This window comes from Citrobacter sp. Cpo030 (assembly GCF_030333005.1).
Lineage (GTDB): Bacteria > Pseudomonadota > Gammaproteobacteria > Enterobacterales > Enterobacteriaceae > Citrobacter > Citrobacter portucalensis.
The window spans coordinates 159,589-173,892 of the sequence record NZ_JAOWGT010000075.1; the positions used below are offsets into that span (position 1 = coordinate 159,589).

At 53.3% G+C, this 14,304-nt stretch carries 13 protein-coding genes; 7 read left to right on the forward strand and 6 right to left on the reverse strand.

What is annotated here, in order from left to right:
- Window positions 1-40 precede the first annotated feature (40 nt).
- The 3 genes from glnD (at window position 41) to OGY37_RS22080 (ending at window position 4,065) form a co-directional block, all read left to right on the forward strand.
- Window positions 41-2,713 carry a bifunctional uridylyltransferase/uridylyl-removing protein GlnD gene (glnD, locus tag OGY37_RS22070; protein WP_126319189.1) on the forward strand — a complete coding sequence of 891 codons (2,673 nt, stop codon included), beginning with the start codon at window positions 41-43 and terminating at the stop codon, window positions 2,711-2,713.
- A gap of 31 nt (window positions 2,714-2,744) precedes the next feature.
- On the forward strand, window positions 2,745-3,569 hold the full coding sequence (gene dapD, locus OGY37_RS22075) for a 2,3,4,5-tetrahydropyridine-2,6-dicarboxylate N-succinyltransferase (RefSeq protein ID WP_003829186.1): 825 nt from the start codon (window positions 2,745-2,747) through the stop codon (window positions 3,567-3,569).
- A 109-nt stretch (window positions 3,570-3,678) separates the two neighbouring features.
- The gene (locus tag OGY37_RS22080) at window positions 3,679-4,065 is read left to right on the forward strand and encodes a DUF3461 family protein (RefSeq protein WP_003018562.1); all 387 of its coding nucleotides are present in this window, start codon (window positions 3,679-3,681) and stop codon (window positions 4,063-4,065) included.
- A 93-nt stretch (window positions 4,066-4,158) separates the two neighbouring features.
- On the opposite strand, the gene cdaR is transcribed toward OGY37_RS22080, so the two are convergent.
- The 3 genes from cdaR to dgt all read right to left on the reverse strand — a co-directional run bounded on the left by cdaR (window position 4,159) and on the right by dgt (window position 8,545).
- Complete coding sequence (cdaR, locus tag OGY37_RS22085) at window positions 4,159-5,316, reverse strand: DNA-binding transcriptional regulator CdaR (protein WP_286621890.1); 1,158 nt, start codon at window positions 5,314-5,316, stop codon at window positions 4,159-4,161.
- A gap of 148 nt (window positions 5,317-5,464) precedes the next feature.
- Entirely contained in the window at window positions 5,465-6,898 is a 1,434-nt protein-coding gene (gene degP / locus OGY37_RS22090) for a serine endoprotease DegP (protein WP_003018567.1), read from the reverse strand.
- Between the two features lie 129 nt (window positions 6,899-7,027).
- The gene (gene dgt / locus OGY37_RS22095; protein ID WP_148362425.1) at window positions 7,028-8,545 is read right to left on the reverse strand and encodes a dGTPase; all 1,518 of its coding nucleotides are present in this window, start codon (window positions 8,543-8,545) and stop codon (window positions 7,028-7,030) included.
- Between the two features lie 83 nt (window positions 8,546-8,628).
- On the opposite strand from dgt, the gene mtnN reads away from it, so the two are divergent.
- Genes mtnN through OGY37_RS22110 form a run of 3 tightly spaced genes read left to right on the forward strand, consistent with a single transcriptional unit; the run spans window position 8,629 to window position 10,780 of the window.
- Window positions 8,629-9,327, forward strand: coding sequence for a 5'-methylthioadenosine/S-adenosylhomocysteine nucleosidase (gene mtnN, locus OGY37_RS22100; RefSeq protein ID WP_043018479.1), 699 nt, complete (start codon window positions 8,629-8,631; stop codon window positions 9,325-9,327).
- Window positions 9,320-10,120, forward strand: a complete 801-nt coding sequence (gene btuF, locus OGY37_RS22105; RefSeq protein ID WP_003829197.1) for a vitamin B12 ABC transporter substrate-binding protein BtuF — start codon at window positions 9,320-9,322, stop codon at window positions 10,118-10,120. The genes mtnN and btuF overlap by 8 nt, the downstream gene beginning before the upstream one ends.
- Window positions 10,121-10,156: 36 nt before the next feature.
- Window positions 10,157-10,780 carry a TRIC cation channel family protein gene (locus tag OGY37_RS22110; protein WP_003829199.1) on the forward strand — a complete coding sequence of 208 codons (624 nt, stop codon included), beginning with the start codon at window positions 10,157-10,159 and terminating at the stop codon, window positions 10,778-10,780.
- 119 nt (window positions 10,781-10,899) lie between these two features.
- Here OGY37_RS22110 and erpA read toward each other — a convergent pair whose 3' ends face one another.
- The 3 genes from erpA to clcA are packed head-to-tail and all read right to left on the reverse strand — an operon-like array spanning window position 10,900 to window position 12,747.
- Window positions 10,900-11,244: an iron-sulfur cluster insertion protein ErpA gene (erpA, locus tag OGY37_RS22115; RefSeq protein WP_003829201.1), complete on the reverse strand. Its 345-nt coding sequence runs from the start codon at window positions 11,242-11,244 to the stop codon at window positions 10,900-10,902.
- On the reverse strand, window positions 11,237-11,302 hold the full coding sequence (yadW, locus tag OGY37_RS22120; protein WP_122973801.1) for a small protein YadW: 66 nt from the start codon (window positions 11,300-11,302) through the stop codon (window positions 11,237-11,239). The genes erpA and yadW overlap by 8 nt, the downstream gene beginning before the upstream one ends.
- A 23-nt stretch (window positions 11,303-11,325) precedes the next feature.
- The gene (gene clcA, locus OGY37_RS22125; RefSeq protein WP_126319194.1) at window positions 11,326-12,747 is read right to left on the reverse strand and encodes a H(+)/Cl(-) exchange transporter ClcA; all 1,422 of its coding nucleotides are present in this window, start codon (window positions 12,745-12,747) and stop codon (window positions 11,326-11,328) included.
- A gap of 168 nt (window positions 12,748-12,915) precedes the next feature.
- Here clcA and hemL point away from each other — a divergent pair, with 168 nt between their 5' ends.
- Window positions 12,916-14,196, forward strand: a complete 1,281-nt coding sequence (hemL, locus tag OGY37_RS22130; protein ID WP_286548979.1) for a glutamate-1-semialdehyde 2,1-aminomutase — start codon at window positions 12,916-12,918, stop codon at window positions 14,194-14,196.
- The last annotated feature ends 108 nt before the right edge of the window (window positions 14,197-14,304 follow it).

Genomic DNA, 14,304 nt, shown 5'->3' on the forward strand with positions numbered 1-14,304 from the left:
AAGCGTAAGCGTCATCCGGCTTTTTAATGGGTGGCGCATAATGAATACTCTTCCTGAACAGCACGCAAATACTGCCCTCCCCACCCTGCCAGGCCAGCCACAAAACCCAGGGACATGGCCACAACACGACCTCAACTGCTCCGGCATTAAAGCGCATATCGACACCTTCCAGAGCTGGTTAGGCGAAGCGTTTGACAGTGGAATTTCTGCAGAACAGCTCATTGAGGCCCGCACCGAATTTATTGACCAGCTGCTTCAGCGTCTGTGGATTGAAGCCGGTTTCGGTCAGATTGCCGATCTGGCACTGGTTGCCGTTGGCGGCTACGGGCGCGGCGAATTGCATCCGCTTTCCGATATTGACCTGCTGATCCTGAGTCGTAAAAAGCTGCCTGATGCGCAGGCCGAGAAAGTCGGTGAGCTGTTAACGCTGCTATGGGACGTGAGGCTGGAGGTTGGACATAGCGTGCGTACGCTGGAAGAGTGTCTGCTGGAAGGATTATCAGATTTAACCGTCGCCACCAACCTGATAGAAACACGCCTGCTGATTGGCGATGTGGCGCTGTTTCTTGAGCTGCAAAAGCATATTTTTAGCGAAGGTTTCTGGCCATCCGATAAGTTTTACGCCGCCAAAGTGGAAGAGCAAAATCAGCGCCACCAGCGTTATCACGGCACCAGCTACAACCTGGAGCCGGATATCAAAAGCAGTCCCGGCGGCCTGCGCGATATCCATACCCTGCAGTGGGTGGCCCGTCGCCATTTTGGCGCCACCTCACTGGACGAAATGGTCGGTTTCGGCTTTTTGACGCTGGCAGAACGTGCCGAGCTCAATGAATGTTTGCATATCCTGTGGCGGATTCGCTTCGCCCTGCATCTGGTCGTTAGTCGTTACGACAACCGCCTGCTGTTTGACCGCCAGCTCAGCGTGGCGCAACGGCTTAACTACGGCGGCGAAGGCAACGAACCTATCGAGCGGATGATGAAAGACTATTTCCGCGTCACCCGACGGGTCAGCGAACTGAATCACATGCTGTTGCAACTGTTCGACGAGGCGATCCTCGCCATGCCCGCCGATGAAAAACCTCGCCCGATTGATGACGACTTCCAACTGCGCGGCACGTTGATCGATCTGCGCAACGACGATCTGTTTATCCGCAAACCCGAAGCGATACTGCGGATGTTTTACATCATGGTGCGTAACAGCGCGATCAGCGGGATTTACTCCACCACGTTGCGCCATCTGCGTCATGCCCGCCGTCATTTAACCCAACCGCTGTGCTACATCCCGGAAGCGCGATCGCTGTTTCTCAGTATGTTACGCCATCCGGGCGCGGTGAGCCGCGGTCTGCTGCCGATGCATCGCCACAGCGTGTTGTGGGCCTATATGCCGCAATGGTCGCATATTGTCGGCCAAATGCAGTTTGACCTGTTTCATGCCTATACGGTGGATGAACACACCATCCGCGTAATGCTCAAGCTGGAAAGTTTTGCCAACGAAGAGACCCGTCAGCGCCATCCGCTGTGTGTGGACCTATGGCCGCGTCTGCGACAGCCGGAGTTGATTCTGATTGCCGCGCTGTTCCACGATATCGCCAAAGGCCGCGGCGGCGATCACTCGGTGCTCGGCGCTCAGGACGTGCTCAAGTTCGCCGAACTGCACGGCCTGAATTCCCGCGAAACGCAGCTGATCGTGTGGCTGGTGCGCCAGCATTTGCTGATGTCGGTGACCGCTCAGCGCCGCGATATTCAGGATCCCGAAGTGATCAAGCAATTCGCCGAAGAGGTACAAACGGAACACCGTCTGCGCTTTTTGGTGTGTCTGACCGTCGCGGATATTTGCGCCACCAACGAAACACTGTGGAATAGCTGGAAGCAAAGCCTGCTACGCGAGCTGTACTTCGCAACGGAAAAACAACTGCGTCGTGGCATGCAAAATACGCCGGATATGCGTGAGCGTGTACGCCATCATCAGCTTCAGGCGCTGGCGCTACTGCGAATGGACAACATTGATGAAGAAGCGTTGCACCACATCTGGTCACGCTGTCGCGCCAACTACTTCGTGCGTCACAGCCCAAATCAGCTGGCCTGGCATGCGCGCCATCTGCTGCAACACGATCTCAGCAAGCCGCTGATCCTGCTCAGCCCACAGGCCACGCGCGGCGGGACAGAAATTTTCATCTGGAGCCCTGACCGTCCTTACCTGTTTGCCGCCGTCTGCGCTGAACTGGACAGGCGTAATCTTAGCGTCCACGATGCGCAGATTTTCACTACCCGCGATGGGATGGCGATGGATACGTTCATCGTACTGGAACCGGACGGCAGCCCGCTGTCTTCAGACCGACATGAAGCGATCCGTTTTGGACTGGAACAGGCCATCACGCAGCGCAGTTGGCAGCCACCGCAACCGCGTCGCCAGCCGGCAAAATTACGCCACTTTACCGTCGATACTGAGGTCACCTTTTTGCCGACCCATACCGACCGAAAATCATTCCTGGAGCTTATCGCTCTCGACCAGCCCGGCCTGCTGGCGCGGGTCGGGCAGATTTTTGCCGATCTGGGAATTTCGCTGCATGGAGCCCGAATTACAACCATTGGCGAGCGAGTAGAAGATTTATTCATAATCGCCACCGCCGACCGGCGCGCCCTTAATAATGAGCTGCAGCAGGAAGTGCATCAACGGTTGACAGAGGCCCTCAATCCAAACGATAAAGGGTGATGTTTTTATTTATTATGGAAAGAGTTTAACAATGCAGCAGTTACAGAACGTTATTGAGTCCGCTTTCGAGCGCCGTGCCGACATTACTCCGGCAAATGTAGATACCGTAACCCGCGAAGCGGTGAATCAGGTTATTTCTTTACTGGATTCCGGTGCACTGCGCGTCGCAGAGAAGATTGAGGGTCAGTGGGTCACGCATCAGTGGCTGAAAAAGGCGGTCCTGCTCTCTTTCCGTATTAACGATAATCAGGTCATCGAAGGTGCGGAAAGCCGTTACTTCGATAAAGTACCGATGAAATTCGCCAACTATGACGAAGCGCGCTTCCAGAAGGAAGGTTTCCGTGTGGTTCCGCCTGCGGCCGTGCGTCAGGGTGCGTTTATCGCCCGTAACACCGTGCTGATGCCATCTTACGTAAACATCGGCGCTTATGTTGATGAAGGTACGATGGTTGATACCTGGGCGACAGTCGGTTCCTGCGCGCAAATCGGTAAAAACGTACACCTGTCCGGCGGCGTTGGCATCGGCGGCGTACTGGAGCCGTTACAGGCTAACCCGACCATCATCGAAGACAACTGCTTCATCGGCGCACGTTCTGAAGTGGTTGAAGGCGTAATCGTCGAAGAAGGCTCTGTTATTTCTATGGGCGTGTACATCGGTCAGAGCACCCGTATTTACGATCGTGAAACTGGCGAAGTGCATTATGGTCGCGTTCCGGCAGGCTCCGTGGTCGTCTCCGGCAACCTGCCGTCAAAAGATGGCAAATACAGCCTGTACTGCGCGGTGATTGTGAAGAAAGTCGATGCCAAAACGCGTGGCAAAGTGGGAATCAACGAGCTGTTACGCACCATCGACTAACAGCGATTTGAAAAAGCGGGCTTAGCCCGCTTTTTTTACATCTGCGAGTGGCATAAACAAGGCTTTTCGTTAATTATTCAATGGTTATAGTGAGCTTAAGGGTACCGCTATGTATGACAATCTGAAAAGTCTGGGCATTACTAATCCTGAAGAGATCGATCGTTACAGCCTGCGGCAAGAAGCCAACAACGATATCCTGAAAATATATTTCCAGAAGGATAAAGGCGAGTTTTTTGCCAAGAGCGTGAAGTTCAAATATCCCCGTCAGCGCAAAACGGTGGTTGCCGATGGCGTCGGCCAGGGTTACAAAGAAGTGCAGGAGATCAGTCCCAACCTGCGCTATGTGATCGACGAACTGGATCAGATCTGCCAGCGCGATCGCAGCGAAGTCGATCTTAAACGCAAGATCCTTGATGATTTACGTCATCTTGAAAGCGTTGTGACCAACAAGATCAGCGAAATTGAAGCCGATCTCGAAAAACTGACGCGTAAATAAGCCGTTTGTTGCCGGATGGCGGCGTCTTACGCCTTATCCGGCCTACAGGTATATCCTCGTAGGCCTGATAAGCTAGCGCCATCAGGCAATTAATCAATGCTGTTCATCCAGTTGTAACGCCACATACAGCAGCAGTCGGTCGTCAAAGTTTCCCAGATCCAGCCCGGTCAGTTCTGAAATACGATTCAGGCGATATTCCAGCGTATTGCGGTGAATAAACAGTGCCTTTGAGGTGGCCAGCGGCTGGACATTATGACGAAACCATGCCGCCAATGTCCGACGCAGCAACCCGTTGTTATCCATCGCCTTCAGCCTCACCAAAGGACGCGCCAGCTCATTGGCCTGCCAGCCACCGCGCAGGCTGTCCAGCAGCACTGGCAGCATCAAATCCTGATAGAAATAGCTACGGCTTTCCGGCATCCGCTGTTTACCGACCATCATGGTAGTGCGCGCCGTACGATACGAACGGGCAATGCTACCGGGCCCGGTAAAATAGTTGCCCAGCGATACGCGAAACCGCAGCTGTCCGTTCTCTTTCATACGGGCAATAAGCTGCTCAACGCGCTTACGATGATCTTCAGCGTCCCAGCGGCCAAACTGATTGAGCGCCGGTTTCAGCACCACCATCTCAGTCAGAGAAACAATCGCAATCAGATTATTACGTTCGGGCGTAGTCAACGCATTCTGCAATTGCTGTAGCTCCGCCATTGCACTGTCGACGCCAAGCTGGCCACTATCGACCTCCAATACCGCCACCACGCGCGGCTGGTTCAAATCAATGCCTAAACGCTGAGCCCATTCCACCAGCGCTGGCGTATTCTCTTCCGCCTGAATCAGGTTCATCACCAGCTCTTCACGCAGACGGCTATCCTGCGCTAACAGATGCATCAAGCGCGACTGTTCCAGCATCATCTCGGCGGTCATGCACACTAACTCGCCGTATTTGCGCAGATGTTCCGGCTCGCCGGTAAGGCCGATAACGCCAACGATTTCGCCTTCCAGACGCAGCGGCAGGTTTATCCCCTGTCGTACACCGTGCAAGTGACGTGCAACCGCATCGTCGATATCGACCACCCGCCCTTGCGAAAGCACCAGCAGTGCGCCTTCGTGCAATTCACCAATACGTTCGCGATCGCCGCTGCCGATTATCCGCCCACGGGCATCCATTACGTTGATATTGGTATCAATGATGCGCATGGTACGCGCCACGATATCCTGCGCCATTTTGGTATCAAGATGCCAACCAGCCATAAAACCCTCCTGTGAGCAGAGCTCAAGCATAGGGAAGATAATAAGCGGCGACATTGTGCAAATGCACAAAGCGAAAGGGAGAAGTATGGAGTTGTGGGAAGTATCACAAAAAGAAACCCCTTCCTGTGCAGGAAGGGGTTCAGGGAGATTACTGCATCAACAGATAGATGGAGCTGTCACCGCGCTGAATGTTCAGCGCCAGCACAGCCGGTTTGCTGTCGAGGATTTTGCGCAGTTCAGCGATGTTTTTCACCGGTTGCTGGTTCGCGCCGATAATCACATCCCCTTTCTTCAGGCCAATCTGTGCAGCCGGAGAATTCGGTTTCACGTCGCTTACCACGACACCTTTGTCCTGGCCTTTGTTGCTCATATCGGCACCTTCGATGCCTTTAAAGATAGAGCTGGAGTCAACCTGAGTCTGGCTGCTCTGCTGCAATTCCAGGTTCACGGTGACCGGCTTACCGTCACGCAGCAGACCCAGGGTGATTTTGCTGCCAACCGGCATCGTACCGACCTGCGCACGCAGGGCGGCGAAGCTGCTGATCGGTTTGCCATTCAGGGAGGTAATCACATCCCCAGCTTTAATCCCCGCTTTCGCTGCGGAAGAGTTCGGCATCACCTGGCTGACGAATGCGCCACGCTGGGCGTCAACTTTCATCGCTTTCGCCAGCTCAGAGCTCAGCTCGGTACCCATAATGCCCAGCTCACCGCGTTTAACCTGGCCAAACTCAACCATCTGCGAGGTCAGGTTTTTCACCATGTTGCTTGGGATCGCAAAACCGATACCGATGTTACCGCCGTCCGGCGCGAGGATCGCGGTGTTAATACCGATCAGCTCACCGTTCAGGTTGACCAGCGCACCACCGGAGTTACCCCGGTTGATCGCAGCATCCGTCTGAATAAAGTTTTCATAGTTCTCCGCATTCAGGCCACTACGTCCCAGCGCAGAAACAATACCGGAAGTCACCGTTTCACCGAGGCCAAACGGGTTACCAATTGCCACGGTGTAATCACCCACGCGCAGCGCGTCGGAATCTGCCAGCTTAATCGCCGTCAGGTTTTTCGGATCCTGAATTTGGATCAGCGCGATATCGGAGCGCGGATCTTTACCCACGATCTTCGCATCAAATTTACGACCATCGCTCAACTGAACTTTGATCACCGTGGCGTTATCCACCACGTGATTGTTGGTCACGACATACCCTTTCGCAGCATCAATAATTACGCCGGAACCGAGCGCCATAAATTTCTGCTGCTGGCCGCCGCCGTTGCCAGCGCCCGGTGCGCCGCCCTGGCAGAACGGTGAACTCTGGAACGGAGAACCGTCCTGGCAGAACGGTGAATTATCACCGAAGAACTGCTGGAAATTACGCGGCATGCGCGGCGTATTTACCGTCGTGCTCCCCTCGACGTTAATACTTACCACCGATGGCATCACTTTTTCGAGCATCGGGGCCAGGCTTGGCATCTGTTGGGCGGTCATTGCTGAAGACGACGTCTCAGCCGCTGTAGCAGACAGGGGGGACAACGCCAAACCTAAACTCAGAGCCAGTGCACTCATTGCTAATGTGGTTTTTTTCATGTGTTTCGTTCTCGATTAACAGGTAACGCAAAATTGCTGTATACGTCAGAGTCGTTTTATAACGCTAAGTTCCGGAATTGAGTTTAAGGAAAAAGTAAAATTTTATTGGCCGTCTTTACAAATGAGTATTTATTGTTCTACGGCCATCAAGCGACGATATTCATCCCAGGCATACAAATCTGTCATCCCGCTGATATAATCCTGGATCAACCGGCAGCGATAATAATATTCCAGAACCGAAGACTCGGCGCACCCCGTCGATATTTTACTAACCGCCTCAACATACGCAAGACGATGGCGGGTAGACAACTTCTGAAATAAACGGGACTCGATAGGAAAACGTTTTACTCTTTCATTGTCGACCAGTTCAGAAAAATCTGACTGAGACATTTTCAATAACGGTTGATAGATCTCCAGCAACCCGCTGATCACCCGATAGCCCTGTAATTCCAGTTGCTCAACATCCGGATGGCTAAATACATGTTTTACCGCCACATTTTTATAAACACCCAGTAACTGGCTGAAGCTACTGGCATCTTCTAGCAGCGCATGATTAAAGCTGCCTTCATAAATCTGCGGCAAATTATCAATAAACCGCTGGGCCGCATATGGCACCAGTTTATTCAGCGTATTGACGCGTAAATACATAAAGAACTGATCTTCGGTACTCCGGCTTAATGTATTTGAACGTGACTTCTCCCAGGCGTTCTCAACAACCTGGCTAAACAGGGAACCTTTATCATGCTGCCCCCACGCCTCATGCAGGTGGTGATAAAGTTGCTCGACGCTAAAGATTCTTTTCTCAACGGCATCTTCCAGATCCGCCACGCAATAAGAGATATCATCGGCAGCTTCCATAATCCAGGTTAATGGAAAGCGACTGTAAGGCGCTAATGATAATTCTTTACGCAACCGCTCAATATACGGTTCTTCAGAAAGGTAATAACCCGGTTTCTTCATTAAATAGTTGTGCGTCTCGGGTGCACTGCCGCGCCACCACGCCGGACGGGTATATTTTAAAATACCGCCGACCTGCGCCCAGGTAAGGTTCATACGCATCAACGTATGCACAAGGCGAATACCCTGTGCATTGCCTTCAAAATGGCACAGGTCCTGGCGCACCTTGCGGCGAATATCATTCAGCGACTCCTCGCCTTCACGCAATCGTAATGCCGTCACCTGGCAACGGTCATCACTTAGGGGCTGGCTTTCTGCGTCTGCGGGATACAGTCGCTGGCGAAACCAGTCATTAATTGCCGCCTCCCCGAAATGGCCAAACGGCGGATTGCCAATGTCATGCATCAGGCAGGACATTTCGACAATACTCTCAAATGGCCCTGTCAGTTCATCCAGGCCATACTGCTCCAGCAGCTTTAGTTCTTTCAGTCGGCTGAGGATCTCTTTCGCGATATAGCGCCCAACCTGCTGAACTTCCATCGAGTGCGTCAAGCGCGTGCGTACTGCCGCATTACGCTCCAGCGGAAAGACCTGCGTTTTTTGTTGCAGTCGGCGAATGGCCGGTGAATTGATAATACGTCCGCGATCGCTTTCGAAAATACGCAGGATCTCATGCTCAGTCTTCACGCCCTGCGGCGAACGGTAACGACGATGCCAGTTTATTTTTTTTCGGAAATCGATCTGTGCCATGTCCTCTCCCGCCTGAGAAATGCGCTACCCCTTAAGCGCATGATAGACTATGCCCTCAAATCTGGCTTATCGCGAGTAAATCTATGAAAATCGGCATCATTGGTGCAATGGAAGAAGAAGTTACGCTGCTGCGTGACAAAATCGAAAACCGTCAGACCATCACGCTCGGCGGTTGTGAAATTTACACCGGGCAACTGAACGGTACTGAGGTTGCGCTGCTGAAATCGGGTATCGGTAAAGTGGCTGCGGCACTGGGCGCTACGCTGCTGCTTGAACGCTGCAAGCCGGACGCCATCATTAATACCGGTTCTGCAGGTGGCCTGGCCTCTACGCTGAAAGTCGGGGATATCGTAGTTTCTGACGAAGCGCGCTATCATGACGCCGACGTCACTGCCTTTGGCTATGAATTTGGTCAGCTACCGGGCTGCCCGGCTGGTTTTAAAGCCGATCCTGCGTTGATTGCTGCCGCAGAGTCTTGCATCGCCGAACTCAATCTGAACGCCGTTCGCGGACTTATCGTCAGTGGCGATGCCTTCATTAATGGTTCCGTGGGACTGGCTAAAATTAAGCATAACTTCCCGCAGGCGATTGCCGTTGAGATGGAAGCGACCGCAATTGCGCACGTTTGCCACAACTTTAACGTGCCATTTGTCGTGGTTCGCGCTATCTCTGACGTTGCCGATCAGCAGTCCCATCTCAGCTTTGACGAATTCCTGGTGGTTGCCGCGAAGCAGTCAAGTCTGATGGTTGAAACGCTGGTACAGAAACTGGCGCATGGCTAAATTACTCTCCAGGGCGCTGGTCGCCCTGCTTTTCACTCTCCCGGCGTTCCTTTACGCCGCGCCGCGTGTTGTGACGCTTTCTCCTGCCAATACTGAACTCGCTTTTGCCGCTGGCATTACCCCCGTTGGCGTCAGCAGCTATTCAAACTACCCGCCAGAAGCCAAAAATATTGAGGAAGTCTCAACCTGGCAAGGGATGAATCTTGAACGTATTGTGGCGCTGAAACCTGATTTGGTTGTCGCCTGGCGCGGGGGAAATGCTGAGCGGCAGGTGAATCAACTGACCTCTCTGGGTATTAAGGTCATCTGGGTGGACGCCGTTACCATTGAGCAGGTTGCCGATGCGCTACGCCAGTTGGCGGCATGGAGCCCCAAGCCTGAACAAGCTAAACAGGCGGCGCAAACCATGCTTGATGACTATGCTTTACTTAAATCTCAGTATGCCAACAAACCGAAAAAACGCGTGTTTCTCCAGTTTGGCGCCAATCCTCTGTTTACCAGTGGAAAAGGTTCTATTCAGCACGAAGTTCTTGAGGTATGCGGCGGAGAAAACATCTTTGCCGGTAGTCGGGTTCCCTGGCCGCAGGTTAGCCGTGAGCAGGTCCTGGCACGAGCCCCCCAGGCTATTGTTGCAACAGGCGGTCCGGGTGAAACTCTGAAAATTGAGCAATACTGGGGAAACCAGCTAAAAATACCCATTATTACACTTAATAGTGACTGGTTCGAACGCGCGAGCCCGCGTATTATCCTCGCCGCAAAACAACTCTGTAATGCGCTTTCACAGATAAATTAGCGCCTGCCCCACCAGGTCTGTTGTGAGGATTTAAAAATGCTCGTCTATTGGCTTGATATTGTCGGCACCGCGGTATTTGCAATCTCTGGCGTATTACTGGCCGGAAAATTACGTATGGATCCGTTTGGCGTCCTGGTACTCGGCGTGGTTACCGCCGTTGGTGGTGGTACGATCCGCGATATGGCGCTGGATAATGGACCGGTTTTTTGGGTTAAGGATCCGACCGATCTGGTGGTGGCGATGATCACCAGCATGCTGACGATCCTGTTGGTACGTCAACCAAGACGCATACCGAAATGGATCCTTCCGGTGCTGGATGCCGTTGGCCTGGCGGTGTTCGTGGGTATTGGCGTCAACAAGGCATTTCTCGCAGGAACAGGGCCGCTGGTGGCGATTTGTATGGGGGTGATTACCGGCGTTGGTGGTGGGATCATTCGCGATGTGTTAGCACGTGAAGTCCCGATGATTTTGCGCACCGAGATCTATGCCACAGCCTGTATTATCGGCGGGATCGTGCATGCAACGGCGTTTTATACCTTTGATGTTTCACTGGAAAACGCCAGTATGATGGGGATGATTGTCACCCTGCTGATTCGGCTTGCCGCCATTCGCTGGCATCTGAAATTGCCGACGTTTGCGCTGGATGATAACGGGCGTTGATGTGACGATACAGAACATGTAGGCCGGATAAGGCGTTTACGCCGCCATCCGGCACATTGCCCGGTGGCGCTACGCTTACCGGGCCTACACCATCAGACCATCGGTATTACAGACAGCAATCAGATGCTGAAAGAAGAACCACACCCGCAGGTGCTTTTCGCATTCGGGTTAGTCACAACGAAGCGGGAACCTTCCAGACCTTCGGTATAGTCAACCGCACCGCCCACCAAATATTGCAGACTCATCGGATCAACGACCAGACCAACACCTTGTTTTTCAATGGTCATATCACCTTCATTCACCTGGTCATCAAAGGTGAAACCGTACTGGAAACCGCTGCAACCACCGCCAGTGATATACACGCGTAATTTCAGATTCGGGTTTTCTTCGTCAGCGATCAAGCTTTTTACTTTATTGGCTGCTGCTTCAGTAAATTGCAGTGGCAGCGCTACGTCATCACTCATATTTTGCTCCAAACGACATCGGCAATTGGGTAAATTTCAACCCAATATTTTGGGCCATTATCTAATACCCTGGTATTTCGTTCAAGTATTCTCGCCAGCGGCAGTCCCCTGGCTTTTCGCCGCCTGCTCCGCTTCCTGTTTTGCCAGCGTACGAGCCAGGATAGTCGAGTATAGCGGCTTTCCGCCCATAAATTGGGCTAATAGTGTTGCGCCAAGACAGGTAATAATCATTGGCAAAATGAGCTGATAGTTATCAGTCATCTCCAGCACCAGCACAATACCCGTGAGCGGCGCACGCACCGAAGCAGCCAACAAAGCCCCCATTCCGGCAATGGCAAAGGTTCCGGCCTCCAGGTGATACTGCGGAAAAGAGGCTGCCGCAGCCATACCGAACGCCGTACCAAGCAACGTGCCCAACGCCAGCATCGGGGCAAAGATCCCACCGGGCGCGCCGGATGAGAAGCACAGCAGCGTGGTGATCACCCGGGTGATAAAAATAAACAGCAGTAGACCGACGCTAAAATTGCCTGCTGCGGCAATCGGGATCAGGTTAAAGCCACCGCCTGCCGCTTCAGGTTGAATTAATCCGAGGATCCCGCACAGGCCACCGATCGCTCCGCCCATCAGCACCCATTTTTTAATTTCACCGCCGTGAAAGCGCTGGAACATATCCTGGGTACGCAACACCATAGTGTTGAACAACGGCCCGACACAGCCAAAAATAAGTCCGAGCACCAGATACAGCCACAGTGTATTTACTGGCGCATTAGACAACTTTCCGACTTCAATAATCGGGGCTTCGCCGTTGAAAATACGAAACACAATGCTCGACATTATAACGCCGGTAAACACGGCTTTGATCGACACGAGGTTATAGCGAAACTGCGGGCGCATCTCTTCAATAATGAACAGGATCCCCGCCAGCGGAGCGTTAAACGCCGCCGAAAGACCCGCTGCCGCACCGGTAGCCAATAAGGTATGTCGCGCTTCTGCGCTACGCATACGGAAAATATCCAGCACCATGCGCCCGAGGTTACCACCAATCTGCACGGTCGGTCCTTCTCGCCCAAGCACCATGCCGGCTCCCAGCGTGCCCATGCCGCCAATAAATTTCACCGGCAGAACGCGCCACCAGCGCACCGGTCGCAGCTCTTCCAGCGCGCCTTCAATCTCTGGGATCCCCGAACCACCGGCTTCCGGCGCAAACTTACGCACCAGGAAATAGCCGACCATCGCCAGCAACGCGGAAAGAATAAACGCCAGCGGCCACAGCAGAATGGCATGGTCCGCAACCTGAGCCAGCGCGCCAATGCGCTGATTCTGCACCCAGGTCACCGCTTTCTCAAATGCCACGCCAACAAGCCCTGTCACTGTACCCACTACGGCAGCCATCAACAGGATCGCCAACGGCGTTTTGTCTCGTTCCAGGAGACGACGAATTTGATCCCTGCGGCGTAAACGCACAATTTGTTGTGCTTCAAAAGAGGGAGTGTCTGTCTTCATCAGATGATCATTAATTGGTAATACAAATACGGAATCGGCATTCTACTCGCACATTTCACGAAAATCCCCTGCAAATCGTATTGTTTCAAATGCGTAAAACTTTCATAACCTTCTCTGAATAACTAGAATAGCGGGCATTTACTTTTTCTACGAACCAGGACCCCATCCATGAGTAAGTCTGAAAATCTCTACAGCGCAGCACGCGAACTTATCCCAGGCGGCGTTAACTCCCCCGTTCGCGCCTTTACTGGCGTGGGTGGTACTCCGCTGTTTATCGAAAAAGCCGACGGCGCGTATCTGTACGATGTCGATGGTAAAGCCTATGTTGACTACGTCGGTTCCTGGGGACCGATGGTGCTGGGCCATAATCACCCGGCAATCCGTAATGCGGTGATTGAAGCAGCGGAGCGCGGTTTAAGCTTCGGCGCACCGACCGAAATGGAAGTCAAAATGGCGGAGCTGGTCACTGAACTCGTGCCGACCATGGACATGGTGCGTATGGTGAACTCCGGTACGGAAGCGACGATGAGCGCCATCCGTCTGGCGCGCGGTTTCACCGGTCGCGATAAAATCATCAAATTTGAAGGCTGCTACCACGGCCACGCCGATTGCCTGCTGGTTAAAGCCGGTTCCGGCGCGTTAACGCTGGGTCAGCCGAACTCTCCGGGCGTTCCGGCCGATTTCGCGAAACACACCCTGACCTGCACCTACAACGATCTCTCTTCAGTACGTGCAGCATTTGAACAGTACCCGCAGGAGATCGCCTGCATCATCGTTGAACCGGTTGCGGGCAACATGAACTGCATCCCGCCGCTGCCGGAATTCCTGCCGGGTCTGCGTGCCCTGTGCGATGAGTTTGGCGCACTGTTAATCATTGATGAAGTGATGACCGGTTTCCGCGTAGCACTGGCTGGTGCGCAGGATTATTACGGTGTCGTGCCGGATCTGACCTGCCTCGGTAAAATCATCGGTGGCGGAATGCCCGTTGGCGCATTCGGTGGCCGCCGCGATGTGATGGACGCGCTGGCGCCGACCGGTCCGGTTTACCAGGCGGGGACGCTTTCCGGTAACCCAATCGCGATGGCGGCAGGTTATGCCTGTCTGACCGAAGTCGCTCAGCCGGGTATTCATGAAACGCTGAACGAACTGACGACACGTCTGGCGGAAGGTCTGCTGGAAGCAGCCGAAGAAGCGAATGTTCCGCTGGTAGTTAACCATGTGGGCGGGATGTTCGGGATTTTCTTCACCGATGCAGAAACCGTGACCTGCTATCAGGATGTGATGGCATGCGACGTTGAACGCTTCAAGCGTTTCTTCCACATGATGCTGGATGAAGGAATTTATCTGGCGCCGTCCGCATTCGAAGCGGGCTTTATGTCCGTGGCGCACAGTGAAGAAGATATCAATAACACCATCGACGCCGCGCGCCGGGTGTTTGCGAAATTGTAAAAAAGAGAACGTGCAGAAATGTAGGCCGGGTAAGGCGAAGCCCCCACCCGGCTTTTTTATTGCCGGATGTCGATGCAAAACGTCTTATCCGGCCTACATGAAAGGGGT

What these genes read in the sequence shown, in the direction of transcription:
- erpA (WP_003829201.1), bottom strand. Translation starts at nt 11,244, where the DNA reads ATGAGTGATGACGTAGCGCTGCCACTGCAATTTACTGAAGCAGCAGCC.
- glnD (WP_126319189.1), top strand. Translation starts at nt 41, where the DNA reads ATGAATACTCTTCCTGAACAGCACGCAAATACTGCCCTCCCCACCCTG.
- OGY37_RS22110 (WP_003829199.1), top strand. Translation starts at nt 10,157, where the DNA reads ATGCTCGTCTATTGGCTTGATATTGTCGGCACCGCGGTATTTGCAATC.
- cdaR (WP_286621890.1), bottom strand. Translation starts at nt 5,316, where the DNA reads ATGGCTGGTTGGCATCTTGATACCAAAATGGCGCAGGATATCGTGGCG.
- btuF (WP_003829197.1), top strand. Translation starts at nt 9,320, where the DNA reads ATGGCTAAATTACTCTCCAGGGCGCTGGTCGCCCTGCTTTTCACTCTC.
- degP (WP_003018567.1), bottom strand. Translation starts at nt 6,898, where the DNA reads ATGAAAAAAACCACATTAGCAATGAGTGCACTGGCTCTGAGTTTAGGT.
- mtnN (WP_043018479.1), top strand. Translation starts at nt 8,629, where the DNA reads ATGAAAATCGGCATCATTGGTGCAATGGAAGAAGAAGTTACGCTGCTG.
- hemL (WP_286548979.1), top strand. Translation starts at nt 12,916, where the DNA reads ATGAGTAAGTCTGAAAATCTCTACAGCGCAGCACGCGAACTTATCCCA.
- clcA (WP_126319194.1), bottom strand. Translation starts at nt 12,747, where the DNA reads ATGAAGACAGACACTCCCTCTTTTGAAGCACAACAAATTGTGCGTTTA.
- dapD (WP_003829186.1), top strand. Translation starts at nt 2,745, where the DNA reads ATGCAGCAGTTACAGAACGTTATTGAGTCCGCTTTCGAGCGCCGTGCC.
- OGY37_RS22080 (WP_003018562.1), top strand. Translation starts at nt 3,679, where the DNA reads ATGTATGACAATCTGAAAAGTCTGGGCATTACTAATCCTGAAGAGATC.
- dgt (WP_148362425.1), bottom strand. Translation starts at nt 8,545, where the DNA reads ATGGCACAGATCGATTTCCGAAAAAAAATAAACTGGCATCGTCGTTAC.